Source organism: Ralstonia flaminis (assembly GCF_958415495.1).
Lineage (GTDB): Bacteria > Pseudomonadota > Gammaproteobacteria > Burkholderiales > Burkholderiaceae > Ralstonia > Ralstonia flaminis.
The window spans coordinates 205,830-228,945 of sequence record NZ_CATZLL010000006.1; the positions used below are offsets into that span (position 1 = coordinate 205,830).

The 23,116-nt window shown below is 63.7% G+C and carries 23 protein-coding genes and 1 pseudogene; 10 read left to right on the plus strand and 14 right to left on the minus strand.

Annotated features, from left to right (window positions below):
- Positions 1-64: 64 nt before the first annotated feature.
- The 7 genes from hpf to R2N11_RS11675 all read right to left on the minus strand — a co-directional run bounded on the left by hpf (position 65) and on the right by R2N11_RS11675 (position 5,820).
- Positions 65-418 (minus strand): ribosome hibernation-promoting factor, HPF/YfiA family, encoded by a 354-nt coding sequence (gene hpf / locus R2N11_RS11645; protein WP_199026772.1) that lies wholly within the window; start codon positions 416-418, stop codon positions 65-67.
- Positions 419-469: 51 nt separating this feature from the next.
- Positions 470-1,978, minus strand: coding sequence for an RNA polymerase factor sigma-54 (locus tag R2N11_RS11650; protein ID WP_316681178.1), 1,509 nt, complete (start codon positions 1,976-1,978; stop codon positions 470-472).
- Between the two features lie 120 nt (positions 1,979-2,098).
- On the minus strand, positions 2,099-2,887 hold the full coding sequence (gene lptB / locus R2N11_RS11655) for an LPS export ABC transporter ATP-binding protein (protein WP_316681179.1): 789 nt from the start codon (positions 2,885-2,887) through the stop codon (positions 2,099-2,101).
- A 28-nt stretch (positions 2,888-2,915) separates the two neighbouring features.
- Positions 2,916-3,515 carry a lipopolysaccharide transport periplasmic protein LptA gene (lptA, locus tag R2N11_RS11660; RefSeq protein ID WP_316681180.1) on the minus strand — a complete coding sequence of 200 codons (600 nt, stop codon included), beginning with the start codon at positions 3,513-3,515 and terminating at the stop codon, positions 2,916-2,918.
- A gap of 68 nt (positions 3,516-3,583) precedes the next feature.
- Complete coding sequence (lptC, locus tag R2N11_RS11665) at positions 3,584-4,216, minus strand: LPS export ABC transporter periplasmic protein LptC (protein WP_199026761.1); 633 nt, start codon at positions 4,214-4,216, stop codon at positions 3,584-3,586.
- A gap of 4 nt (positions 4,217-4,220) precedes the next feature.
- Positions 4,221-4,820, minus strand: a complete 600-nt coding sequence (locus tag R2N11_RS11670) for a KdsC family phosphatase (protein ID WP_316681181.1) — start codon at positions 4,818-4,820, stop codon at positions 4,221-4,223.
- 16 nt (positions 4,821-4,836) lie between these two features.
- On the minus strand, positions 4,837-5,820 hold the full coding sequence (locus R2N11_RS11675; RefSeq protein WP_199026757.1) for a KpsF/GutQ family sugar-phosphate isomerase: 984 nt from the start codon (positions 5,818-5,820) through the stop codon (positions 4,837-4,839).
- Between the two features lie 321 nt (positions 5,821-6,141).
- Here R2N11_RS11675 and R2N11_RS11680 point away from each other — a divergent pair, with 321 nt between their 5' ends.
- On the plus strand, positions 6,142-8,121 hold the full coding sequence (locus R2N11_RS11680; protein WP_199026755.1) for a monovalent cation:proton antiporter family protein: 1,980 nt from the start codon (positions 6,142-6,144) through the stop codon (positions 8,119-8,121).
- 10 nt (positions 8,122-8,131) lie between these two features.
- Here the strand turns inward: R2N11_RS11680 and R2N11_RS11685 are convergent, their stop codons facing one another.
- Complete coding sequence (locus R2N11_RS11685) at positions 8,132-8,536, minus strand: ribbon-helix-helix domain-containing protein (protein ID WP_199026753.1); 405 nt, start codon at positions 8,534-8,536, stop codon at positions 8,132-8,134.
- A gap of 54 nt (positions 8,537-8,590) precedes the next feature.
- Positions 8,591-9,169: a DJ-1/PfpI family protein gene (locus R2N11_RS11690; protein WP_316681182.1), complete on the minus strand. Its 579-nt coding sequence runs from the start codon at positions 9,167-9,169 to the stop codon at positions 8,591-8,593.
- A gap of 110 nt (positions 9,170-9,279) precedes the next feature.
- Here R2N11_RS11690 and R2N11_RS11695 point away from each other — a divergent pair, with 110 nt between their 5' ends.
- The 3 genes from R2N11_RS11695 (at position 9,280) to R2N11_RS11705 (ending at position 12,324) form a co-directional block, all read left to right on the plus strand.
- Positions 9,280-9,888, plus strand: a complete 609-nt coding sequence (locus R2N11_RS11695) for an adenine phosphoribosyltransferase (protein WP_199026749.1) — start codon at positions 9,280-9,282, stop codon at positions 9,886-9,888.
- 126 nt (positions 9,889-10,014) lie between these two features.
- Positions 10,015-10,635: a LysE family translocator gene (locus tag R2N11_RS11700; RefSeq protein ID WP_199026747.1), complete on the plus strand. Its 621-nt coding sequence runs from the start codon at positions 10,015-10,017 to the stop codon at positions 10,633-10,635.
- 15 nt (positions 10,636-10,650) lie between these two features.
- Positions 10,651-12,324 carry a Na/Pi cotransporter family protein gene (locus R2N11_RS11705; protein WP_199026745.1) on the plus strand — a complete coding sequence of 558 codons (1,674 nt, stop codon included), beginning with the start codon at positions 10,651-10,653 and terminating at the stop codon, positions 12,322-12,324.
- A gap of 67 nt (positions 12,325-12,391) precedes the next feature.
- On the opposite strand, the gene uvrA is transcribed toward R2N11_RS11705, so the two are convergent.
- Positions 12,392-15,256 carry an excinuclease ABC subunit UvrA gene (gene uvrA, locus R2N11_RS11710; RefSeq protein WP_199026744.1) on the minus strand — a complete coding sequence of 955 codons (2,865 nt, stop codon included), beginning with the start codon at positions 15,254-15,256 and terminating at the stop codon, positions 12,392-12,394.
- 224 nt (positions 15,257-15,480) lie between these two features.
- Between uvrA and R2N11_RS11715 the strand changes: the two genes are divergently transcribed.
- The 3 genes from R2N11_RS11715 to R2N11_RS11725 all read left to right on the plus strand — a co-directional run bounded on the left by R2N11_RS11715 (position 15,481) and on the right by R2N11_RS11725 (position 18,378).
- The gene (locus tag R2N11_RS11715; RefSeq protein ID WP_316681255.1) at positions 15,481-16,644 is read left to right on the plus strand and encodes an MFS transporter; all 1,164 of its coding nucleotides are present in this window, start codon (positions 15,481-15,483) and stop codon (positions 16,642-16,644) included.
- Positions 16,645-16,690: 46 nt separating this feature from the next.
- On the plus strand, positions 16,691-17,257 hold the full coding sequence (locus R2N11_RS11720; protein ID WP_199026743.1) for a single-stranded DNA-binding protein: 567 nt from the start codon (positions 16,691-16,693) through the stop codon (positions 17,255-17,257).
- A gap of 203 nt (positions 17,258-17,460) precedes the next feature.
- Positions 17,461-18,378 (plus strand): OmpA family protein, encoded by a 918-nt coding sequence (locus tag R2N11_RS11725; protein WP_199026742.1) that lies wholly within the window; start codon positions 17,461-17,463, stop codon positions 18,376-18,378.
- Positions 18,379-18,453: 75 nt separating this feature from the next.
- Here the strand turns inward: R2N11_RS11725 and R2N11_RS11730 are convergent, their stop codons facing one another.
- Both R2N11_RS11730 and R2N11_RS26395 read right to left on the minus strand, forming a co-directional pair.
- Positions 18,454-18,660, minus strand: a complete 207-nt coding sequence (locus R2N11_RS11730; protein WP_430715439.1) for a hypothetical protein — start codon at positions 18,658-18,660, stop codon at positions 18,454-18,456.
- An 86-nt stretch (positions 18,661-18,746) separates the two neighbouring features.
- The gene (locus tag R2N11_RS26395) at positions 18,747-19,142 is read right to left on the minus strand and encodes a hotdog family protein (protein ID WP_430715437.1); all 396 of its coding nucleotides are present in this window, start codon (positions 19,140-19,142) and stop codon (positions 18,747-18,749) included.
- Between R2N11_RS26395 and R2N11_RS11740 the strand changes: the two are divergent.
- Positions 19,047-19,741: pseudogene (locus R2N11_RS11740) on the plus strand (glycosyltransferase family 2 protein). The gene R2N11_RS26395 and the pseudogene R2N11_RS11740 overlap by 96 nt on opposite strands.
- A gap of 13 nt (positions 19,742-19,754) precedes the next feature.
- Here the strand turns inward: R2N11_RS11740 and R2N11_RS11745 are convergent.
- On the minus strand, positions 19,755-20,336 hold the full coding sequence (locus R2N11_RS11745) for a TetR/AcrR family transcriptional regulator (protein WP_199026740.1): 582 nt from the start codon (positions 20,334-20,336) through the stop codon (positions 19,755-19,757).
- Positions 20,337-20,626: 290 nt separating this feature from the next.
- Between R2N11_RS11745 and R2N11_RS11750 the strand changes: the two genes are divergently transcribed.
- Together R2N11_RS11750 and R2N11_RS11755 are read left to right on the plus strand one after the other, a co-directional pair.
- Entirely contained in the window at positions 20,627-21,208 is a 582-nt protein-coding gene (locus R2N11_RS11750) for a tetratricopeptide repeat protein (RefSeq protein WP_316681184.1), read from the plus strand.
- Positions 21,209-21,353: 145 nt separating this feature from the next.
- Complete coding sequence (locus R2N11_RS11755) at positions 21,354-22,187, plus strand: hypothetical protein (protein WP_316681185.1); 834 nt, start codon at positions 21,354-21,356, stop codon at positions 22,185-22,187.
- A 110-nt stretch (positions 22,188-22,297) separates the two neighbouring features.
- On the opposite strand, the gene R2N11_RS11760 is transcribed toward R2N11_RS11755, so the two are convergent.
- Positions 22,298-23,107 (minus strand): c-type cytochrome, encoded by an 810-nt coding sequence (locus R2N11_RS11760; RefSeq protein WP_316681186.1) that lies wholly within the window; start codon positions 23,105-23,107, stop codon positions 22,298-22,300.
- Positions 23,108-23,116: the final 9 nt, after the last annotated feature.

Sequence of the window (23,116 nt, forward strand, 5' to 3'; positions counted from 1 at the left end):
GGAATGCACCACGGCATAAAAAAACCGCGCCATCTGAGGGCGCGGTCTTTTGCGGTGCGGATTGCTATTGCTGCATCTGCACGGCCTGGAAGGCCTGGTGCTTCACGCTGTCGCGATCGTGCCCTTGCACACGATCCTTGTACTTGATGACCTGCCTGTCCAGCTTGTCGACCAAGAGGTCGATGGCCGCATAAAGATCTTCATGGTGTGACTCGACGAAGACGTCCTTACCTTTGAGGTGCAGGTTGATTTCCGCGTACTGGCGACGGTCCTTCTCCTTGTGGTTATCGACCGATAGCAACACGCTGACGCCAATCACCTGATCGAAGTGCCTGATCACACGCTCCAGTTTCGTTTCCACGTATTCACGCAACGGTGGCGTGATGTCCAGGTGGTGTCCACTGAGTTTGAAGTTCATAGCGGTTCTCCTTCTCACGGATGGGCCGCACCGGAATTGCCCGCGATGCGGCTACAAAGACTTGCGCAGATTCACTGCAGGGATCTTGAGGGCTTCGCGGTATTTGGCCACCGTCCGACGGGCCACCACGAATCCTTGTTCGCCTAACAGCTCGGCAATTCTGCTATCGGACAGAGGATTCTTCGGGTCTTCGGCTCCTACAAGTTGCTTGATGAGCGCGCGTATCGCAGTTGATGACGCGGCCCCGCCGGTTTCCGTCGATACATGGCTGCCGAAGAAGTACTTCAGCTCAAACGTCCCCATGGGCGTTGCCATGTACTTGTTTGTCGTCACACGGGAGATCGTGGACTCGTGTAGGCCCAGCGTATCAGCTATTTCCCGCAAAACCAAGGGGCGCATGGCGATTTCGCCGTGCGTGAAAAAGCTCTTTTGACGTTCGACAATGGCTTGCGAGACACGCAGGATCGTGTCGAAGCGCTGCTGAATGTTCTTGATCAGCCAACGAGCTTCCTGCAGCTTCTGCTGCAGATTGGCGGCGCCGGTTTCACCGCGGCTGCTGCGCAGAATCTGCGCATACATGTCGTTGATGCGCAGGCGCGGCATGACGTCCGGATTCAGTTGCGCCATCCAGCCGGCATTGGTCTTGCGAACGACAACATCGGGTACCACGAAGTCGGCTTCTGCGCGGCCGAATGCGTGTCCTGGGAATGGCGCCAGCGAGCGAATCAGTTCATGCGCTGCCTTCAGCGCGGGCTCATCGACGGACAGTGCCTTCTTCAGTCGTGTGTAGTCGCGCGCAGCGAGCAGTTCGAGATGCTGGTTGACGATGATGAGCGCGAGCGCCTTCGCTGGTGAGTCGAGCCGATGCAATTGCAGTGATAGGCACTCGGCTGCCGAGCGCGCACCGATGCCCGGCGGGTCGAAGCTCTGCAGCATGCGCAACGCGGCTTGCAGTTCATCGAGTTCGACTTCGAGTTCTGCGGGCAGGTCACCAAGAATCTCGTCGAGCGTGGCTGAGAGATAGCCCTCATCGTCGAGCGATTCGATCAGGAAGATGACGAGACCCCTGTCACGCATCGACAGCTTGAGCGGCGCGAGCTGCTCCATGAGGAATTCGCGCAGGCTTTGTTCGGCTTCGCGCAACTGCAGCGGGGCGCGATCGTCTTCATCGGATTGCGGCTTGCGGGCGAAGTCGTCGAGGCTCCAGTCAGAGCGGTCGGAGCCGTAATCGCTGTCGAAATCGGCGCCGTTGTCGTGGCCGTCGTAGCTGTTGTCCGGGGCGTCGGAGTTGTCTGCGCCGTTGGGCGAAGGCGGCGGTGATTCGGTGGGTAGCGGCGTAGCGCTGTTGTTTTGCAGCGCGTTGACGGAGCCGTCCGAGCCGATGCGCGCGGAGGTGTCGAGCCACTCGTTTTCCCGCTCCAGCAGCGGGTTTTCGGTCAGGGCCTGTTCAACTTCCTGCTGCAGTTCGATCGTCGACAATTGCAGCAACCGGATGGACTGCTGCAACTGCGGCGTGAGCGCAAGATGCTGAGAGAGACGGAGCTGGAGCGACTGTTTCATGCGGGCTATTCTATGCCCAACAGTCAGTCGATGGAACGGATTTTGCTTTAAGGTGCGCCCTTACCACGCCCCTTTGCACGTCCTTACGGCGTAAGGGTGATCCAACCCCTGGCGCGTGACTTACATCCGGAAGTTGTCGCCCAGATAGACCTTGCGCACGTCTTCGTTTTCGATGATCTGCTCAGGCATGCCGGCGGCGAGTACCGTGCCTTCGCTGATGATGTAGGCGTGATCGCAGATGCCCAAGGTTTCGCGCACGTTGTGATCGGTGATCAGCACGCCGATGTTGCGGTCTTTCAGGAAGCTGACGATGCGCTGGATTTCGCCCACGGCGATCGGGTCCACACCGGCAAACGGTTCATCGAGCAGGATGAAGCGCGGCGACGAGGCCAGTGCTCGGGCAATCTCAACACGGCGGCGCTCGCCGCCCGAGAGCGACAGCGCGGGGTTGTCGCGCAGGTGGGCGATCTGCAGATCGTTGAGCAGGCCGTCGAGGCGGCGGTTGACCTCGTCTTGGGGGAGCTTCTTGCCATCCTGCTCCTGCAACTCGAGCACGGCGCGGATGTTCTCCTGCACGTTGAGCTTGCGGAACACCGAGGCTTCCTGTGGCAGGTACGACAAGCCCATGCGCGCGCGCTGGTGGATCGGCAGGCGGCTGATGTGCTCGCCGTCGAGCACGATGTCACCGGCGTCCAGCGCCACCAGGCCCACGATCATGTAGAACGACGTGGTCTTGCCCGCGCCGTTGGGGCCGAGCAGGCCGACCACTTCACCGCTCTTCACATCGAGCGATACGTCCTTGACCACCGTGCGCGTGCCGTAACGCTTCTTCAGATGGCGTACGACCAGCGTGCTGGAGGTCGTGGCCTGCGGAGCGGCGGTCTTGGGGGCGAGGGTAGTTGCGGACATAGGCGAAACGAAAAGACAGGCGTGCGGATCAGGGCTTGGCGGCAGGCGCGGGCGTGCCCGGTGCGCCCGGTGTGCTGGTGCGCGGCGCGAGAACGGCGCGAACGCGGCCCGACGGGTTGGCGGCGGTTGTGTTCTCCGGGCCGCCCGAGGCCGTGTAGAACTCCTTCTGGCCGTCGTACGTGATGACGGCGCCGCGGATCTCATCGAGCTGCGTGGCGCCCTGCAGGCGTTCCATGCGGGCGCGCGTGATCAGCTTGGAGATCTCTTGCTTGCCGTCGTATTCGATGCGTTCGCCCCAGCCTTGGATGTATTCGTCGACGTTGTCACGCTTCTGGCGGATGAACGCCAGATTGCCCGGCTTGGAGGTGGCGATGGCGTAGTTGTAGCCTTCCGGATCGGTACGCAGATCGGCCTCGTCAGAGCGCAGCACCATGGTGCCCTTGGTCAGCACGACGTTGCCGGTCAGGTGGTAGACCTGCTTCAGGTCGTCATAGCTGGCGTTGTCGGCTTCGAGCACCAGCGGCTTGTCGCGGTCGGCGCGCTCGGCATGCGCGGGCAGGGCCGGGAGCAGCAACATGGCAACGGCTTGGGCGATGACAAGGCCGGCGGCACGGAGGGAGTCGGTCATGGAAATCAATTCAGAGAAGAGCGCGGTCGATGGGCGTGGTCAGGGGCGGGGTGAGCGCAGTTTACTGTCTACTGCTTCGGCGTCCCCAGCCCTTCGATCCGGCCGCGCACATTGCCCAGCAATTGTACTTGGCGCGTCACGTTGTTGAAGGTGAGGCCGTTGGCGTTCATGACCGACGGCCCGCGGTGCAGTTCGACCGGCTTGTCGGTGCGCACGATGTCGTCGTTGAGCAGCACCTGGAAGTAGGTCGAATCGGCGGTCATCAGCGGGTCCTGGCGCGGGTCAGGGCCTTGTGCGCGGACGACCTTGGCATTGTTGTACAGATCGATGATGGTGCCTTCGCCGTTCATCTTGCCGAGGTCAGCGCGGGCGGTCACCTGCGGGCGGTCGGGTGCGTATACGCGCAGCGCCGGGAAGGTGACGTTGTAAGTCAGGTCGTCCTCATAGTGGTTCATGTGGACGCCGGTGAAGCGGTATTTGGTCACGCCTTTCTCGTCCAGCGCGGTGGCCGAGACGCCGTCCATCATGTAATCGGCCACGTGGCGCTTGGGCTGGTTGGCGGCTTCGTCGGTTTGCGGGGTGTTGACCTGCACCAGCAGGAACGTGACACCGCAGACGACCGCCATCAGCAGGATCGGCAGCCCGCGCAGCATGATCTGCAGCACGGTGGAGACGAGGCGTTGGGAGCGTTCGCTGGCCATGGGGTCAGAAAGTTTGCGGGGCCTGCAGTGGGGTTGGCAGCATTTGGGCGAGCAGGTTGTCGTAGGCGCCCTGGGCCTTGAGGATCAGGTCAGCCACTTCACGCACGGCGCCGCGGCCACCAGTCGCCTGGGCGACATAGTGGGCGCGGTTGCGCAGTTCGATGTGGGCCTCGGCGGGGCAGGCGGCAAAGCCCACCCGCGCCATCACCGGCAGGTCGGGCCAGTCGTCGCCCATGTAGCCGGCATCCTGCGGTTGCAGTTCAGTGGCAGTCAGCAGGTGGGCAAACGCCTCGCGCTTATCGGCTACGCCTTGGTACAGATGTTCGATGCCGAGTTCCCCGGCGCGCCAGGCCACGATCTCGGATTGCCGGCCGGTGATGATGGCCGGCGTGATGCCTGCCTGGGCCAGTAGCTTGATACCGTGGCCGTCGAGCGTGTCGAAGGCCTTGCTGATCTCGCCCTCGGGGCCGACCAGCAGGCGGCCGTCGGTCAGCACGCCATCCACATCGAAAATCATCAGGCGCACGCGCGCGGCGCGTTCCATCGCTTGTGGAAAGCGTGCGTCGATGTTGCTGTGGACGGGGGATTCAGCCGGGGTGGACATCAGCGAAGTGTCAGGCTCAGATGACCTTGGCGCGCGTCAAATCGTGGATGTGCAGGGCGCCCACCAGCATGCCGGCGGCATCGACCACCAATAGCTGGTTGATGCGGTGCGTTTCCATGACTTCAACGGCCTCGACGGCAAGCTGGTCCGGGCCGATGGAGCGCGGGTTGCGGTGCATGACCTCGGCCATCGGTACGGTACGCCAGTCGCGTGGGGTTTCCAGTAGGCGGCGCAGGTCGCCATCGGTGAAGACGCCCACGGCGTGGCCGTCGGCGTCGACCACGGCGGTCATCGCCATGCCCTTGCGGGTGATTTCCATCAGCGCCTGCGACAGCGGCGTGTCTTCCAGCACGCGCGGCACGGCATCGCCGGCGCGCATGACGTCACGCACGTGTGTGAGCAGCTTGCGGCCGAGCGAGCCGCCCGGGTGCGAGCGGGCGAAGTCTTCCGCGCCAAAGCCGCGTGCATCGAGCACGGCCACGGCCAGCGCATCACCCAGCGCGATCTGGGCGGTGGTGCTGGCCGTCGGCGCCAGGTTCAGCGGGCAGGCCTCGACGTCGACGTGCGAATTGAGCACCACATCGGCATGCTTGCCGAGGGAGGATTCCGGGTTGCCCGTGACGGCGATCAGCTTGGCGCCCAGCCGCTTGATGAGCGGCAGGATGGCGTTCAGCTCCGATACCTCGCCGGAGTTGGAAAAGCCGATGAAGACGTCGTCACGCGTGACCATGCCGAGGTCGCCATGGCTGGCTTCTGCCGGGTGCACGAAAAAGGCGGGCGTGCCGGTCGAGGCCAGCGTGGCTGCGATCTTGCGCGCAATGTGACCGGACTTGCCCATGCCCGAGACGACCACGCGCCCCGTGCAGCCGAGCACCATCTCGACCGCGCGGGCAAAGTCGGCGGACACTTGGGATTTGAGACCGAGTACGGCTTGCGCTTCGATGTCGAAGGTTTGCTGCGCCAGCGCAAGCGCTCGATCTGGGTTGAAATTCGCTATCATGGCGGCGAAGTATAACAACGATTGACACTGGTCTCGGCCGCTTGCCGCGCTTTGGGCCTGGGCTTGCGGGGAGTTGCGGAGCGTGCGGGCGCTCCGGTTTGCTGCGCCGCGGCATTCAGCTTTCAAACCACTTTTCTTCCCGTCGCCACGCCGTCATTGTTTGCTCTACGGCGTCCCGCGTATCGCGTTCTTCGTCTATACCCTGGCATCGGTCTTGCAGCGCGCTGCGTGCTGCCTGCGACATGTTTGCCGTGTGCACCGTCCTGATGCGCGGGTATCGTCCACCCTGTCCAACCCCTTTCGCCTGTTTTTTCGCGCTGCATGCATTCGCCGCTGGAACTCACCCTCGTGTTGTTGGCCGCCGCCGTGATCGGCGTGGTGCTGTTCCGCATGCTGCAGTTGCCGCCAATGCTGGCCTACCTGGTGGTGGGCGTGCTGATCGGACCGAAGGCGACGGGGCTGGAGTCCGATTCTGCGCAGACGCGCTACCTCGCCGAGTTTGGCGTGGTGTTTCTGATGTTCTCGATCGGGCTGGAGTTCAACCTCGCCAAGCTGCGCTCGATGCGGCGTCAGGTGTTTGGGCTGGGCGCGTCGCAGGTGGCGCTGACCATGCTGCTGACGGTGCCGATCACCATGCTGCTATCGCGCTGGTACCCGCTGTCGTGGCAGGCGGGCTTGGCGCTGGGCGGCGCACTGGCAATGTCGTCCACGGCCATCGTCTCGAAGATGCTGGCCGAGCGGCTGCAGCTTGAAACCGAGCACGGCCGCAACATCATCAGCGTGCTGCTGTTCCAGGATCTGGCCGTGGTGCTGCTGCTGATCGTGGTGCCGTCGCTGGGCAAGAACCCCACCGATCTGGTGTTGGCGCTGTCCATTGCGGCGGTGAAGATCACCGTTGCGCTGGTGCTGATCCTGTTCCTAGGGCAGAAGCTGCTGTCGCGCTGGTTCCACCTGGTGGCGGCGCGCCGATCGCAGGAACTGTTCATGCTGAACCTGCTGCTGGTGACGCTGGGCATGGCAGCGCTGACCGAGCGGCTGGGGTTGTCGATGGCGCTGGGTGCGTTTCTGGCCGGCATGCTGGTGTCGGAAACGCCGTACAAATTGCAGGTGGAAGAAGACATCAAGCCGTTCCGCGACGTGCTGCTGGGCTTGTTCTTTGTGACGGTGGGCATGCTGCTGGACCCGCGCGTGGTGGTCGAGCACTGGGCGCTGGTGCTGGCGCTGGTGACCGGGCCGGTGCTGTTCAAGTTCATACTGATTGCTTTCCTTGCGCGTGGCTTTGGCTCGGGCGGTGGTGCGGCGATCCGCACGGCGCTGGGGCTGGCGCAGGCCGGCGAGTTCGGCTTCGTGCTGCTCAACCAGATCGACGGCATGCACCTGATCGACCCGGTGCTCGGCCAGGCCATTCTGGCGGCGATGCTGCTGTCGATGCTGATTGCGCCGTTCCTGATCCAGTACAGCGATGTGATCGCCATGCGGTTCTCGCGTACGGATTGGTTGCTGCAATCGCTGGCGATGACCAAGATCGCTGCGCAGAGCATTGCCACCGAGCGCCACGTCATCATTTGCGGCTACGGGCGCAGTGGCCAGAACCTGGCACACATGGTGGAGCAGGAAGGGATCGGCTACATGGCGCTCGACCTGGACCCGGATCGCGTGCGGGATGCCGCAGCGGCCGGCGAACATGTGGTCTATGGCGACGCGGCACGGCGTGAGTCGCTGGTGGCCGCGGGTATTCACCGCGCGGCGGCGGTGGCCATCACCTATGCGGATACGGCCTCGGCGCTGAAGGTACTGCACCACGTGCAGGCATTGGAGCCAACCCTGCCCGTGATCGTGCGCACGATTGACGATGCCGACCTCGACCGCTTGCAGCAGGCCGGCGCCACCGAGGTTGTGCCCGAGATCATCGAAGGGAGCCTGATGCTGGCGTCGCACGCGCTGGTGCTGCTGGGCGTGCCGCTGCGCCGCGTGGTGCGTCGGGCACAGGAAATGCGCGACGCGCGCTACAGCCTGCTGCGCGGCTACTTCCACGGCCAGGACGATGAAGAAGACATGCTCGAGCGCGACGCCGTGCGCCTGCATTCGGTGCCGCTGGCCAAGGGCTCACCCGCCATCGGCCGCAAGCTCGGCACGATGGGGCTGGAGACCTTCAAGACGTCGGTCACGGCGATCCGGCGCCAGGGTATCCGCGCGCTTGATCCGGACCCGGATACGGTGCTGGAGCTTGGCGATATCGTCGTGTTGCGTGGCACCCCCGAGGGGCTGCAGATGGCGGAGGAGCGGCTCTCGCCGCGTTGAATCTGGCACGCTACTTCGCGAGCGCCTCCAGCAGCGGCCCGCGTGAGCGGCGTGGCGGCGGGGTGTCAGCCAGGCTTGGTGGCAGGCCCGCCAGCACGGCAGCGGCATCCAGCGAACGGATTGACACGCGCGTATCGGCCGGAATGCGCCCACCCTGCTGCAGCATCAGATACCGCAGGCAGCAGACGCGCAGGAACGAGGCGAAGTTGGCGACTTCGCCCCGGTGCTCCAGCAATTCGTCATACAGCTTGCTGATGAGCTGGCTGACCGTCAGGCCATCGCGCTGGCCAATTTCTTCCAGCACCTCCCAGAACAGACACTCCAGGCGCACGCTGGTCGCCACGCCGTGCAGGCGCAGCGAGCGGGCCAGGGTGTCGTACGAGTGGGGATTGGCGCGGATGAAGATTTCGCACATTGCCGGGTCTCCCGAATAAGGCGCCCACGGATGAGCAACCGGCGGGCAGCCCGATCAGTGTAGAACCCGTGTCCCCAGGACTTCAAGAAACTGTGCCAGCCACGCGGGATGCGCTGGCCAGGCGGGGGCGGTTACCAGCTTGCCGTCGGTGTGGGCCTGATCGACGGGGATATCCTGGAATGTGCCGCCCGCTGCGGTGACTTCCGGACCACACGCCGGATATGCCGAACACGCCTTGCCCTCCAGCACGCCTGCCGCCGACAGCAACTGCGCCCCGTGGCAGATGGCCGCGATGGGTTTATCGGCGCGGGCGAAGTGGCGCACGATGTCGAGCACGCGGGTGTTCAGGCGCAGGTATTCGGGCGCGCGGCCGCCGGGCACGACGAGTGCGTCATACGCCGCCGGGTCAATATCGGCAAAGGTGGTGTTGAGGGTGAAACGGTGGCCGGGCTTTTCGGAGTACGTCTGCGCCCCCTCGAAGTCGTGCACCGCGGTCGCAACGGAGTCGCCGGCGCGCTTGTCGGGGCAGACCGCATGCACTGTGTGGCCGACCATCTGCAGGGCCTGGAAGGGCACCATCACTTCGTAGTCTTCGACATAGTCGCCCACCAGCATCAGAATCTTTTTCGCCACGGTTGTCTCCTGTATGGTTGCGGTCTGCCCATTGTGGTGACGCGCCGCCTGCCGTGGGTGGTAGCCGGCTACTACACGCCGATTGCTGATCGTCTTTTCCCATTCCAGTCATGACCAACGTTCCTCACCATCAGGCGGCTTTGCTGACGCCGTCGTCCGTGCCTGCGTCCACCGAGCTGGGCGACGTGACGCGCTATCTGCGCGAGCGCATCCGCACCGTGCCGGACTGGCCGCAGCCGGGGGTGATGTTTCGCGACATCACGCCGCTGCTGCAGGACCCGAAGAGTTTGCGCGTGCTGGTGGACGTGTTCATCCATCGCTACATGGGGCAGGGGTTGAATCTGGTGGCGGGCATCGATGCGCGCGGGTTCATCCTGGGTTCCATCGTGGCGTACGAGCTGAACCTGGGCTTTGTGCCGATCCGCAAGAAGGGCAAGCTGCCGTTCACCACGGTGGCCGAGGAATACTCGCTCGAATACGGCAGCGCCACGGTGGAGATCCACGCCGACGCGTGCAAGCCCGGCGATCGCGTCTTGCTGATCGATGACCTGATCGCCACCGGCGGCACCATGATGGCGGGCAAGCGCTTGCTGGAGCGCCTGGGCGCTACGGTGGTGGAGGGCGCGGCGATTGTCGACCTGCCTGAACTGGGCGGCTCGCGCCTGCTGATCGAGGGCGGTCTGCCGCTGTTCACGGTCTGTCATTTCGACGGCCATTGACGTACCCGGACGGCCCTGAAGCGATGCATCCACGGCATACGCTCATGTGACAAAAATATGACACTTTGTGACCGTGCGCGGTAGCATGGTCGCTTCCGTTTTTTCTTCCATTGCCAGGAGGCGCCGATGCCCCATGTGCTGCTGTTTCTGCTGACCTCCATTGCCATCACGGTGATGCCGGGGCCGGACAACCTGCAAGTGATCGCACGTGGCGCAAGCCAGGGGCGCAAGGCTGGGCTGGCGGCGGCGGCCGGGTTTGCTTCGGGCTGCCTGTTCCACACAACGCTGGCGGCGCTCGGGCTGGCGGCGGTGCTGCAGTCTTCGCCCCTGGCGTTTCAGGCGATCCGCTGGCTGGGCGCGGCCTACCTGATCTGGTTGGGCGTGCAGGCGCTGCGCAGCAAAGGCAGTGTCGGCCTGAACAAGGGTGGCCTGCAGGTAGCGCCGGATCTGTGGCAGGTGTTCCGCCAGAGCGTGTTCGCCAACCTGCTCAACCCGAAGGTGACGCTGTTCTTTGTGGTGTTCCTGCCGCAGTTTGTTGATGCGCAGGCCGGGCATGCCGCGCTGCAGATGCTGTTGCTGGGCGGCGTGTTCATGGCGCAGACCGTCGTTGTGTTCAGTCTGTATGGCTGGTGCGCGGCTGCACTGGGCGGCTGGATGCGCCGCACGCCGCGTGCATCGCTGTGGCTGGATCGCGTGAGCGGTTGCATCTTCATCGGCCTGGGCCTGCGCGTTGCGCTGACCAAGTAAGCGCAACAGGAACCGATGTACACACTGCTCAAGCTGCTCTCGGGCGTGGCCCTGCTGGTCTGGGGCACGCAGACCGTCAAGGTCGGCATGCTGCGCTTGTATGGCGCGGACTTGCGCCGGTTGCTGTCGCGCAGCGTGTCGAACCGGTTCTCTGCGCTGCTGGCGGGCATTGGGGTGACGTGCCTGGTGCAGAGCAGTAACGCAACGGCCACCATTGTTGGAGCGTTCGTTGCGCAGGGGCTGATGGGCGTGTCTTCGGCACTGGCGATCCTGCTGGGTGCCAACGTGGGCACGGCGCTGATGGCGCAGGTGTTTGCGCTCAACCTGTCGTGGCTGTCACCGCTGCTGATCTTCTTTGGCGTGATCCTGCATCTGTCGCGCAAGGGCAGCCCGGTCGGGCACTTCGGGCGCGTGCTGATCGGCCTGGGGCTGATCATGCTGGCACTGGAGCTGATTGCGGTGGCGGCCAGCCCGATGGTCGAAGCCAACGCGCTGCGCGTGCTGCTCAGCTCCATCTCGGCCGATACGGGCCTGAACATGCTGATCGGCGCGGTGCTCACGCTGCTGTGCTACTCGAGCCTGGCGGTGGTGCTGTTCTGTGCCACGCTGGCGACCTCTGCGGCGGTGTCGGTCAAGGTGGCCTTTGCGATTGTGCTGGGCGCCAACATCGGCAGCGCCATCGCCGCATTGGCGACCACGCCTGCATCCAGCCAGGCAGCACGCCGGGCCACGCTGGGCAACCTGCTCTCGCGCGTGTTGGGTGCTGCGTTGGTGCTGCCGTTCCTGGGGCATCTGGCAGCGTTGGCGCCGCATGCGGGCGTGGCGTTGCAGCACGTGGTGGTGGCGTTTCATGTGCTGTTTAACGTGGCGTTGGCTGCGCTGCTGATTGGCTTCACCGACCAGATGGCTCGCCTGTGCACGCGCGTCCTGCCGGGTGGGCGGCATCTGGATGAGCTGGTCGCACCGCGCTATCTCGACCCGTCTGCGCTGGCCACGCCCACGCTGGCGCTGGGCAACGCCTCGCGCGAGGTGCTGCGCATCGGCGACCGTGTGGAGCAGATGCTGGAGAACACACTGCGCGTGCTCAAGACTGACGACGTGCGCCTGCTGCAGGCTACACGCGCCGTCGACAACGAGGTTGACGCACTCTACACAGGCGTCAAGTTCTACCTCACACAGCTCAGCCACGAGGCGCTGGACGAGCGCGATGGCAAGCGATGGGCCGACATCATCTCGGTCACCATCAACCTGGAGCATGCCGGTGACATCATCGACCGCCTGCTGCAGGATGTGCGCGAGAAGAAGATCGCGCACAAGCTGACCTTCTCCGAGGCCGGCTTGCTGGAGCTGGAAGACATGCATACGCAACTGGTCGCCAACCTGAAGCTGTCGATGTCGGTATTCCTGATCGGCGACTTGCCCAGTGCCCAGCGGCTGATGCTGCAGAAGGTGCACTTCCGCGATCTGGAGAAGCGCTATGCGCGCAGCCACCTGGCGCGCGTGTCGGAGCAGACCGCCGAGAGCATCGAGACCAGCTCGCTGCATCTGGACATCATCAGTGACTTCAAGCGTCTGAATTCGCTGTTCTGTGCGGCTGCGTATCCGGTGCTGGATGCCGCGGGGGCCCTGAACCGCAGCCGCATGAAGGATGCTGAGGAAGTCGAACCGGAAGCGGCCGCCGGGCATTAGCCGATCGCCTCGCCAAAGACAAAGCGCAGCCGAAGCTGCGCTTTTTTCTTGGGCTTACCTGCGCGCCTTACTTGCGTTTGAGTAGCGGTGCGAGGTACTTGCCGGTAAAGCTGGCCTTGCTCTTCGCCACATCTTCCGGCGTGCCTTTGGCGATGATCTGCCCGCCACCCGCGCCACCTTCCGGCCCAAGGTCGAGCAACCAGTCGGCCGTTTTGATCACGTCGAGGTTGTGCTCAATGATCACGATCGTGTTGCCGTGGTCGCGCAGCTTGTAGATGACCTTGAGCAGCAGCTCGATATCGTGGAAGTGCAGGCCGGTGGTCGGCTCATCCAGGATGTAGAGCGTGCGGCCGGTGTCGCGCTTGGACAGCTCCAAGGACAGCTTCACACGTTGCGCCTCACCACCCGACAGCGTCGTCGCCGATTGCCCCAGGCGGATGTAGCCCAGCCCCACATCGAGCAGCGTCTGCAGCTTGCGGCGCACCACCGGCACCGGCGCGAAGAACTCGTGCGCCTGCTCGACCGTCATCTCCAGTACTTCGGTGATGTTCTTGCCCTTGTAGAGCACTTCGAGCGTTTCGCGGTTGTAGCGCCTGCCGTGGCACACGTCGCAGGGTACGTACACGTCGGGCAGGAAGTGCATCTCGACCTTGAGCACGCCGTCGCCCTGGCAGGCCTCGCAGCGGCCGCCCTTGACGTTGAACGAGAAGCGGCCTGGGTCATACCCGCGTTCCTTGGCCGACGGCACGCCCGCAAACAGTTCGCGGATGGGCGTGAACAGGCCCGTATACGTGGCAGGGTTCGAACGCGGCGTGCGGCCGATCGGCGATTGATCGACGTTGATGACCTTGTCGAAATGCTCCAGCCCGTCGATGCGGTCGTGCGCGGCAGGCTCCGGCGTCGAACCATACAGATGGCGAGCCACCGCGTGATACAGCGTGTCGTTGATCAGCGTGGACTTGCCCGAGCCCGATACGCCCGTAATGCACGTCAGCAGCCCGATGGGGATGTCCGCCGATACGTTCTTCAGGTTGTTGCCCGAAGCGTTGATGATGCGCAGCCAGCGTTCCTCATCGGGTGCGGTGCGCTGCTTGGGCACCTCGATGCGGCGCTTGCCAGAGAGGTATTCGCCCGTGAGCGACGCGGGCGATTGCTCGACCTGCTTGGGCGTGCCCTCGGCGATGATCTGGCCGCCATGCACGCCGGCGCCCGGGCCGATGTCGACCACGTAGTCCGACGCGCGGATCATGTCTTCATCGTGCTCGACCACCAGCACTGAGTTGCCGAGATCACGCAGGTGCTTGAGCGTGCCGATCAGGCGATCGTTGTCGCGCTGGTGCAGGCCGATCGATGGCTCGTCTAGCACGTACATCACGCCGGTCAGGCCTGAGCCGATTTGCGAAGCCAGGCGAATGCGCTGCGCCTCGCCGCCCGAAAGCGTATCGGCGCTGCGCTCCAGCGACAGGTAATCGAGCCCGACATTGTTCAGGAAGTTCAGCCGCGCTGTGATCTCCTGGACGATCTTGTCGGCGATCTCGCGCTTGGCGCCGTGCATGTTCAGCGTCAGGAAATACGTGAGCGCATCGCGCAGCGGCCAGCCGTTGATCTCGTAGATGCCGCGTGCCTGGTCGGCCTCGCCAATCTTGACGAAGCGGGCCTCGCGGCGCAGGCGCGTGCCCTGGCACTCAGGGCAGGGCTGATTGTTCTGGTACTTGGCCAGCTCTTCACGCACGGCGATGGAGTCGGTCTCTTTATAGCGGCGCTCCAGGTTGGGGATGATCCCCTCGAACGCATGCTCGCGCACGGTGGTCTTGCCGCGCTCGTTGATGTACGTGAACGGAATCTGCTGCTTGCCCGAGCCGTGCAGCACGATCTGCTGTATCTCGGGCGGCAGGTCTTCAAACGCCACGTCGATGTCGACGTCGTAGAACACTGCCAGGCTCTGCAGCATCTGGAAGTAGAACTGGTTGCGGCGGTCCCAACCCTTGATGGCGCCCGAGGCCAGCGACAGGTTCGGGAAGGCCACCACGCGCTTCGGATCGAAGAAGGTGATCTGGCCCAGACCGTCGCAATGCGGGCACGCCCCCATCGGGTTGTTGAACGAGAACAGCCGCGGCTCCAGCTCCTGCAAGGAGTACGAGCAGATCGGGCAGGCGAACTTGGAGCTGAAACCGTGCTCCTTGCCTGTGTCCATTTCCAGCGCGATGGCGCGGCCGTCGGCCAGGCGCAGCGCGGTCTCGAACGATTCGGCCAGGCGCTGCTTGAGCTCCGGGTTGACCTTCACGCGGTCGACCACGACTTCGATGCTGTGCTTGTCGTTCTTCTTCAGCTTGGGCAGGTTGTCGACTTCGTAGACTTTCGCTTCGGCCTCATGCGCCGTGCCGCCGCCCGAGCGGATGCGAAAGCGCACGAAACCCTGCGCCTGCATCGCTTCAAACAGATCGACGTGCTCGCCTTTGCGGTTGGCGACCACGGGCGCCAGGATCATCAGCTTGGTGTCGGCCGGCAGCGCCAGCACGGCGTCGACCATCTGCGACACGCTCTGCGCTTCCAGCGGTTGGCCGTGGTCGGGGCAGTAGGGCGTGCCGGCGCGCGCATACAGCAGGCGCAGGTAGTCGTGAATCTCGGTGACGGTGCCCACCGTCGAGCGCGGGTTGTGGCTCGTTGCTTTCTGTTCGATGGAGATGGCTGGCGATAGACCTTCGATCAGGTCAACGTCGGGTTTCTCCATGAGCTGCAGGAACTGCCGGGCATACGCTGAGAGCGACTCCACATAGCGCCGCTGCCCCTCCGCATACAGCGTGTCGAACGCGAGCGACGACTTGCCAGAGCCCGACAGCCCGGTGATGACCACCAACTGGTTGCGCGGCAGATCAAGGTTGATGTTCTTCAGGTTGTGGGTACGGGCCCCACGAATCTTGATTTCGTCCATGTGCGGCTTGGCGCTGAGGACCACCCGCCCAGATTGGGTGCAGCAGTCAGCGGAGGGGGTGGAAAAGGGTAAGCCTGCTAATATACCGAACTTCGGTTTTGCGGGTACCCGGCCCCAGATGGGGCAGTCCGAAAGATCGTTCAAGTGTCCTTGCCGCCGCTTTTTTGCGGCGGTTTCTGCACCCTGTTTCCGACTCCCCATCCATGACTTCCGCTTCCGGCCGCATGACCGGCCTTGAGCTGCGCGCGGCGGCCTCGCTGGCCGGCATCTTTGCGCTGCGCATGCTGGGTTTGTTCATGATCATGCCGGTCTTCGCTGTGTTCGCGAAGACGCTACCCGACGGCAACAACACCCAACTCGTCGCCTTCGCCATTGGCGTCTATGGCCTTACGCAGGCGATGCTCTATATCCCCTACGGCTGGCTGTCGGACCGCTTCGGTCGTAAGCCTGTCATCGTGACGGGGCTGGTGATCTTTGCGATCGGCAGCCTTGTCGCAGCCTTTTCGCACAGCGTAGCGGGCATCGCCGTCGGGCGAGCCATTCAGGGCGCGGGGGCGATTTCTTCTGCGGTGATCGCCTTCGTGGCCGACCTCACGCGCGAAGAGCACCGCACCAAGGCCATGGCCATGATCGGCGGCAGCATCGGCGTGTCGTTTGCCGTGGCCATCGTGAGTGCGCCCATCATCTTCCGCTGGGTGGGCATGCCGGGCATGTTCCTGGCGATCGGCATTCTGGCCGTCATCGCCATCGGCGTGGTGCTGTGGGTGGTGCCCAATGCGCCGCGTCCGCCCGAGCACGTCAAAGCGCCGTTCCGCGAGGTGCTGCACAACCCTGAACTGCTGCGCCTGAACTTTGGTGTGTTCGCCCTGCATGCCACCCAGACGGCGTTGTTCGTCGTGCTGCCGCACATGCTGGAAGCCGCTGGCCTGCCAGTCGACTCGCACTGGAAGATCTACCTGCCGGTGATGGGTGTGTCGTTCGTGCTGATGGTGCCGGCCATCATTGCTGCGGAAAAGCGCGGCAAGATGAAGATCGTGCTGCTGTCTGCCGTGGCGCTCGTCATGGTGGCGCAACTGGCGCTGGGCGAGGTGCATCCGACGCTGACCGCGCTGTCGATCGCGCTGCTGGTGTACTTCCTTGGCTTCAACGTGCTGGAGGCATCGCAGCCTTCGCTGGTGTCGAAGTACGCACCGGGTGTGCGCAAGGGCGCGGCCATGGGCGTGTACAACACGACGCAGGCATTGGGGCTGTTTGCGGGCGGTGCCGGCGGCGGCTGGATTTTGCTGCACGCGGGGCAGCATGCTGTTTTCCTGACATGCGCTGGCCTCGCGCTTGCGTGGCTTATAATTGCCAGCCCCATGCAGATGCCGGCTTTGCGCCGACACTAACCCGGGCCTACGGCGGCATCACTTCAATTACCTTCGGAAACTCATCATGGCGTCCGTCAACAAAGTCATCATCGTCGGCAATCTCGGCGCCGATCCAGAAACGCGTTACATGCCCAGCGGCGACGCCGTCACCAACATTCGCGTGGCGACCACCGACCGCTACAAGGACAAGGCCAGCGGCGAAATGAAGGAAGCCACCGAGTGGCACCGCATCGCCTTCTTCGGCCGCCTGGCCGAAATTGCCGGTGAATACCTGAAGAAGGGTTCGTCGGTCTACATCGAGGGCCGCCTCAAGACCCGTCAGTGGGAGAAGGACGGCCAGAAGCAATACAGCACCGAAATCGTTGCAGACCAAATGCAGATGCTCGGCGGCCGCGGTGAAGGCGGTGGCGGGCAGGGCGGCGGTGGAGGCGGTTACTCACGCGGCGGCGAAGGCGGCGGCGGTGGTGGCGGCTACGGTGGTGGCCGCAGCCAGCAAGGCGGCGGTGGCTATTCGCGCGGCGGTGAAGGCGGTGGCCAAGGCGGCCAAGGTGGTGGCCAGGGCGGCGGTGCACGTCGTCAGCAAGCGCCGTCGAATGGTTTTGAGGATATGGACGACGATATTCCGTTCTAGAACCTACTTCGTGTAATTTTTGTTGGTTGAAGCCCGTGTGCCTTGTGTCCACGGGCTTTTTGTTATTTGGGTTTCCCGCACTGCCAACAGACAGTTGAACACGGTGATGCGGTCGACAAGTCATCCCTGATCTGTCAGATTGCTGGTTCGTCATCCGCTCCGGCCCATTCTGGGCTGCGCGGCGCCACTTGGGAGTGTTTCGCATGTCCACGGAAGACCAGTCAGAACGCGTTTCCCTTGCCGTCGTTGCCGCTGTGGTCGGTGTTTTGCTGATCGGCGTGATCATCTATGCGGTGCGATTCATCAGCGGCCAGGACGCTGCGTCGGCGGGCGGTGGTGCTGCAACGGCAGCGTTGTCTACAGGTTCGTCGGCGGGCGAGCACACCACAGCGCCAGGTGCCATCGGGCTTGCCGGTAACGCGCAAAAGATCACCCTTAGCGGTGCCGTGCCCGACGAGGCGACGAAGGAGCGCCTGCTCAAGCCCGCACGCGTGCTGTGGGGCAAGGACAACGTGGTCGATCAGCTGACCGTCGCTGCGGGTGCGCCAGCCGTGTGGTGGCAGTCCCGCCCGGTTGACGTGCTGGCTCGCCTGAAACAACTGGGCAGCTTTGATCTGCAGACCAGCGCGGAGGGCATGAAGCTGACCGGTGTGGCGCCGAGCGAGGCGGTGCGCGCTGCTACTGGCGCCGTCGCACCGGGTTGGATCGCCAGCCAGTTGAAGTCGGACGTGGCATTGACCACCGATGCCAATGCAAGCACAGTCGGCGCGGCTGCTGCATCGGACAACCTGCTTGATGAGCGCATCGAGTTTGCTTCCGGCTCTTCGACGCTGCCGGAAGAGGCCAAGAGCCGCCTGAACGATATCGCCGGGTTGTTGAAGGATGACGACCGCACAATCGTGATCACTGGCCACACCGACAATCAGGGCAATGAGGACGCCAACCAGAAGCTGTCGCTCGAACGTGCCGAGTCGGTACGTGCGTACCTCACGGGCCAAGGTGTGCCGCAGGAACGCTTGCACGCGGCGGGGGCAGGGTCCAGCGTGCCGGTGGCGGACAACGCGAGCGCAGAGGGGCGTCAGCGTAACCGCCGCATTACCTTTGCGGTGGCCGCAAAGTAGATCGCGTTATCACGCGGTAGGCGTCGATAGAAACCCGGCAGTCCATCACGGATGCCGGGTTTTTTACTGGCAGCGTCAATCGCTATCGCAAGGCTTCTTGAACACGTGCTTCACACCGCATTTGGTGGCATGCGCGGCGTTCTTCACGCCATGCCCAACCGCACGTGCGGCATTGGCCGTGGTATGGCCGGCTTCCTTGGCGGCGTGTCCGGTCTTTCTGGCAGCTTCCTTCGTGTCCTGCTTGATGTTTTCCTTCACCTCGGACAGATCGGCATGGGCCATGGGGCTGAGTAGCGTCAACCATAGCGCGGCAAGCGGCAACAGCGGGAACAGGCGACCTGTCACGGCGGGATTCCTCTCAAACAGATTCATACGGCGGACGCGTCGAGCACAACGGCGGCGCGGCCAGTGAGCAGCGTGCGCTCGGCGCAGCGCACGGTAAAGCGGTAAAGCACGTTGTTGCCGTCGCCGCTGATGCGCTCGACTTCAATGTCGAGCGGTGCGTCGAACGTATCGAGCCGCGCGACGTGTGCTTCAACACCGCGCACGCTGGCAAGAAAGCCCGCACGTGGACGCACACGCATGACGCCATGACGATGACTGGCGCATCTTCCACGCACCTCGTCCCGATCCCGAGCTACAACCCAGGCGTCAAGCTTGACGAGACCGTGCGCAACGCCCGCGCGCAATGGAACCCCGTGTGGGTCGTGGTCGACGGCAGTACCGATGGCAGCGTCGAGCGCCTGCAGGCAATGGCCGCGCAAGCCCCGGGGCTGCACGTCATCGTGCTGCCGCGCAACCGGGGCAAGGGCGCGGCCATTCAGGCCGGGCTTGAAGCTGCCGCCGCACGCGGCTTCACCTACGTGCTGACGATGGACTCCGACGGCCAGCACCCGGCGGACCTGATCCCCGCCTTCATGGCCGCCTCGCAGGCGGCGCCGGATGCCCCATGATCCTCGGGCAACCGGTGTTTGATGCCAGCGCGCCGCAATTGCGCGTGCAGGGGCGGCGTCTGTCGAACGTGTGCGCAGACCTTGAAACGCTATGGGCGGGCATTGGCGATACGTTGTTCGGATTCCGCGTGTATCCGATCGCGCCGCTAGTCGCCATCATGCGCCGGCACACCTGGATGCGCGGCTTCGACTTCGACCCCGAAGCGGCTGTGCGCTTGTGCTGGGCCGGTGTGCGGCCTATTCGGGTGGATGCGCCAGTGCGTTACTTCCGGGGGAGCGAAGGTGGTGTGTCGCACTTCCAATATCTGCGCGACAACATCCTGCTGGTGGGGATGCACTTGCGTCTGACGGCTGGTGGGCTGCTGCGTCTGCCCTGGCAGATCGCCCGGCGCTTGCAGCGGGGCTGGTAGAGACGACGCCGGCTTATGCGATGGCGCGTGCGCTGGTTCTGGCCTGGTTCAGCAGGACTTGCGCTGCAAGCCACGCCCGGGTGGCGGCAGTCGGATCGCCCACGGCGCGCGCATCGGCTGTGGCGCCGGAGAGCAGCATCACATAAATGCCTGCGAGCTGCCGCGCCGCATCGACGGGGACGATTTCCGCGAGGAGCGTTTCGATCATGTTGAGCAGGTCGTCGCGGTAGCGCACCGCCACATCGGTCACTTTGGGGCAGGTCGCGCCAAACTCGGCCAGCGCGCGCTCGAACAGGCAGCCGGCAAAATCCGGGCTGCGGAACCACGCTTCATACCAGTCGAAGATGCCCTTCAGGCGGGCCGTGACGTCAGACATGGTCGAAAGCTGCTCGGCCATGCTGTTCATGATGAAGGTGTAGCGCTGCTCCAGCACTTCCTTGATCAGGTCTTCCTTGCCGGAAAAGTGCCGATAAAGCGTCATGCGCGCAACGCCGGACTCGCTGATGATCCAATCGACGCCGACCGGGTAGAAACCGTGCCGGGAAAACAGCTCACTGGCCTTGTCCACCACTTGCTGGCGCTTGCTTGCGCGCATCGCGACCTCTCTTGATTGCCGGCTTGCATCTTAGCATCGGCCTCTTGCCGCATCCTGTGGATTTCGGCCGCAGCCAAGCCATGCCCAGACTGTTGTTGCCTTGCCAGCTTTATGCTTTGGTAACACAACTGCACATAGTTGACGCTAAAGTAGACCGATCTATATCATGTGCCCGCAATTCGTAGGTGGGGCGGGAAAAAGAAGGCTTTGCGCGATCGGCTGGGGCATACCATCCGAGGCTGACAAAGCCTCTCAATCGATAGCAACAATAAAAAAGTAGGGGTCGACGAATGCGTAATCGTTTGCTGATGCTGGGGGCAGTCGTGTGGCTGGCCGCCTGTGCCCAGCCTCAACCGCCCAGCGATGTGGTGCGGATTTGCGACGATCGTGGGTGTGCCGATCGGCCCAAGGCTCAAGTGGCCTTTGATCAGGCGAATATCCCGGACGAAAACCCGCGTATCGAGGCCCTCAAGGAAGTCGCCAAACGAGAACCCAAGGCCGCCTATGACCTGGGTCTGCGCTATTTCCGTGGTGACGGCGTGCGCCAGGACAGCTACCAGGCGCTGGTGTGGATGCGCGAGGCTGCAGAGCACGGCAACCTGCAGGCGCAGAAGGCGCTGGGCGCGTTCTATCTGTTTGGCCTCGAAGAGATGGGCTCCGACCCGGCTGAAGCCGAAAAATGGCTCTCGATTGCGGTGAGCCGCGGCGACAAGGAATCCAAGAAACTGCTCGACGAAGCGCGCAAGGCGAAACAGTCGGAGCAGGACGACTACAAGTGGCGCACGCAGTGGCGCACCACCTATTACAACTACTGGTACTCGGGTTACCCGTATCTGGGCGTTTGGCGTCAAACGACCTGGTACTGGTACTGACCGGTAATCAGATAGCGAAAGCGTTATCGCGTTTTCAAGGCGCTTTGGGGAGGGGGAAAACTCGTCGTGCGCCTTGCCAAGGGGGGCTTATCGAGTCGAAGGACGCGTAAGCCGTGAATCGACTCAATTCGAGCCACAAAACAATATGAAAACCAATCCCTTCAGCCGCACTGCCAAGTTTGCAGGTGTGGCCGTCATCGCTGCATCCCTCGCCGCATGTGCCGGCGGTGGCATGGTGACCCCGGGCGGACAGAACGCCGGCGTGAGCGGTGCTGCAGCCGGCGGCTCCAGTGCAGGCGCAGATCCGACGCTCGAGCGTTGCGCCTCGCCCCTGGGCACGATCGCCATGGATGACGGCCGCAACGCCGACTGGTACGGCCAGTTCGGCAGCGCCACCAAGATCACCACGATCGATCCGCTGCTGCGTCTGGCTGTTCAGCAGTCCAACTGTTTCGTGATCACGTCGATCGGCAACCAGAAGACCGATGCACGCCTGTCGCGCATCACCGATCTGCAGCGCAACTCCGGCGAATACCGTGCCGGCTCCAAGCAACAGAAGGGCCAGCGCGTGGCGGCTGACTACTACATGGAGCCGCAGATCATCATCAACGACTCGCCGATCGGCGGTGTGGCTGGCGCCGTGGGCGGCCTGCTGGGCAACAGCGCGATTGCTGCGCTGGCCGGCAGCGTGAAGTCGAAGGCATCGGTGGTGACGCTGACGTTGTTTGACGTTCGCTCGGCCGTGCAGATTGCCGCAGCCGAAGGCAGCTCGACGGCCACCAACTACGGCGCTGTGCTGGCCGGCTTTGGCGGTGGCGTGGGCGGCGGTCTGGCAGGCTTCTCCAGCACGCCGGAAGGCAAGGCCACGGTGGTCGCCTTTATTGATGCCTGGAACAAGATGGTCGTTGCGCTGCGCAGCTACAAGGCTCAAGACGTGAAGGGTGGCCTGGGCCGTGGCGGTCAGCTCAAGGTCAACTGAGTGTTGAGCGGGGATTCACACAGAAGAGACGTCTAACCGTCCTGATGTGTCAAAGAAAAAGCCTGCGGCGGTAACGTCGCAGGCTTTTTTCTTGGCTGGGTGCCGTTGCGTCAGCGTGCGTCTTTGGGCCGATCGCCTTTGGGCCAATCTTTTGCGCGGTCGGCAAAGTCGGGGCGTGGCTGTTGGGTAAAGAATCCAGCCACGTCCACGGCTTCCTGTGCTGTGAGCGTGCCGCCCTGGCCCAGCGGCATGTTGTGCTTCACGAAGGGCGCAGCGGTGTACAGGCGCGCCATGCCCGCACCGATGTTGAACGAGTCCTTGCCCCACAGCGGCGGCATGAAGTAGCCGCCTTGCGGGTTCGGCATGCCCTGGCCCTCGGCGCCGTGGCAGGCAGCGCAACGCTGCGCATAGATCGCCTTGCCGTTCTCGCGATTCGGCACGAGCGTAGTGTCGATCTTCTCGAAGCCGCGACCGTTCACGTTGGTACCCACGGGCACGCCGCTCGAGAGCCATTTCATGTACGAGAGGATGGCATTCATGTCCTCGCCGTCAAAGGCGATCGGCTTGCCGTTCATGGAGCGCTGGAAGCAATCATTCACGCGCTGCTGCAATGAAATGACGGCGCCGCTGCGCGAGCGGTATTCCGGAAACGCGGCGGTCAGCCCCACCCAAGGCGAGGCGTATGGCGTGGTGCCGCCGTTCAGGTGGCAGCTTGTGCAGTTCAGGCCGTTGCCGACGTTGTGGGGCAACTGGCGCTTGGTGTCGGTGAGGATCAGCTTGCCGCGCTTGATGGCGTCGCCCACCGGGCCGGCCGGGATGGTGGCTTCGTCGGGCACCGGCAGTGTGCTCGGTGTGGTTTGTGCGAATGCGGATGTGCTGACGGCCAGCGCCAATGCGGCGCCGAGTTTGCCAAGCGTCATGTTGCCCCC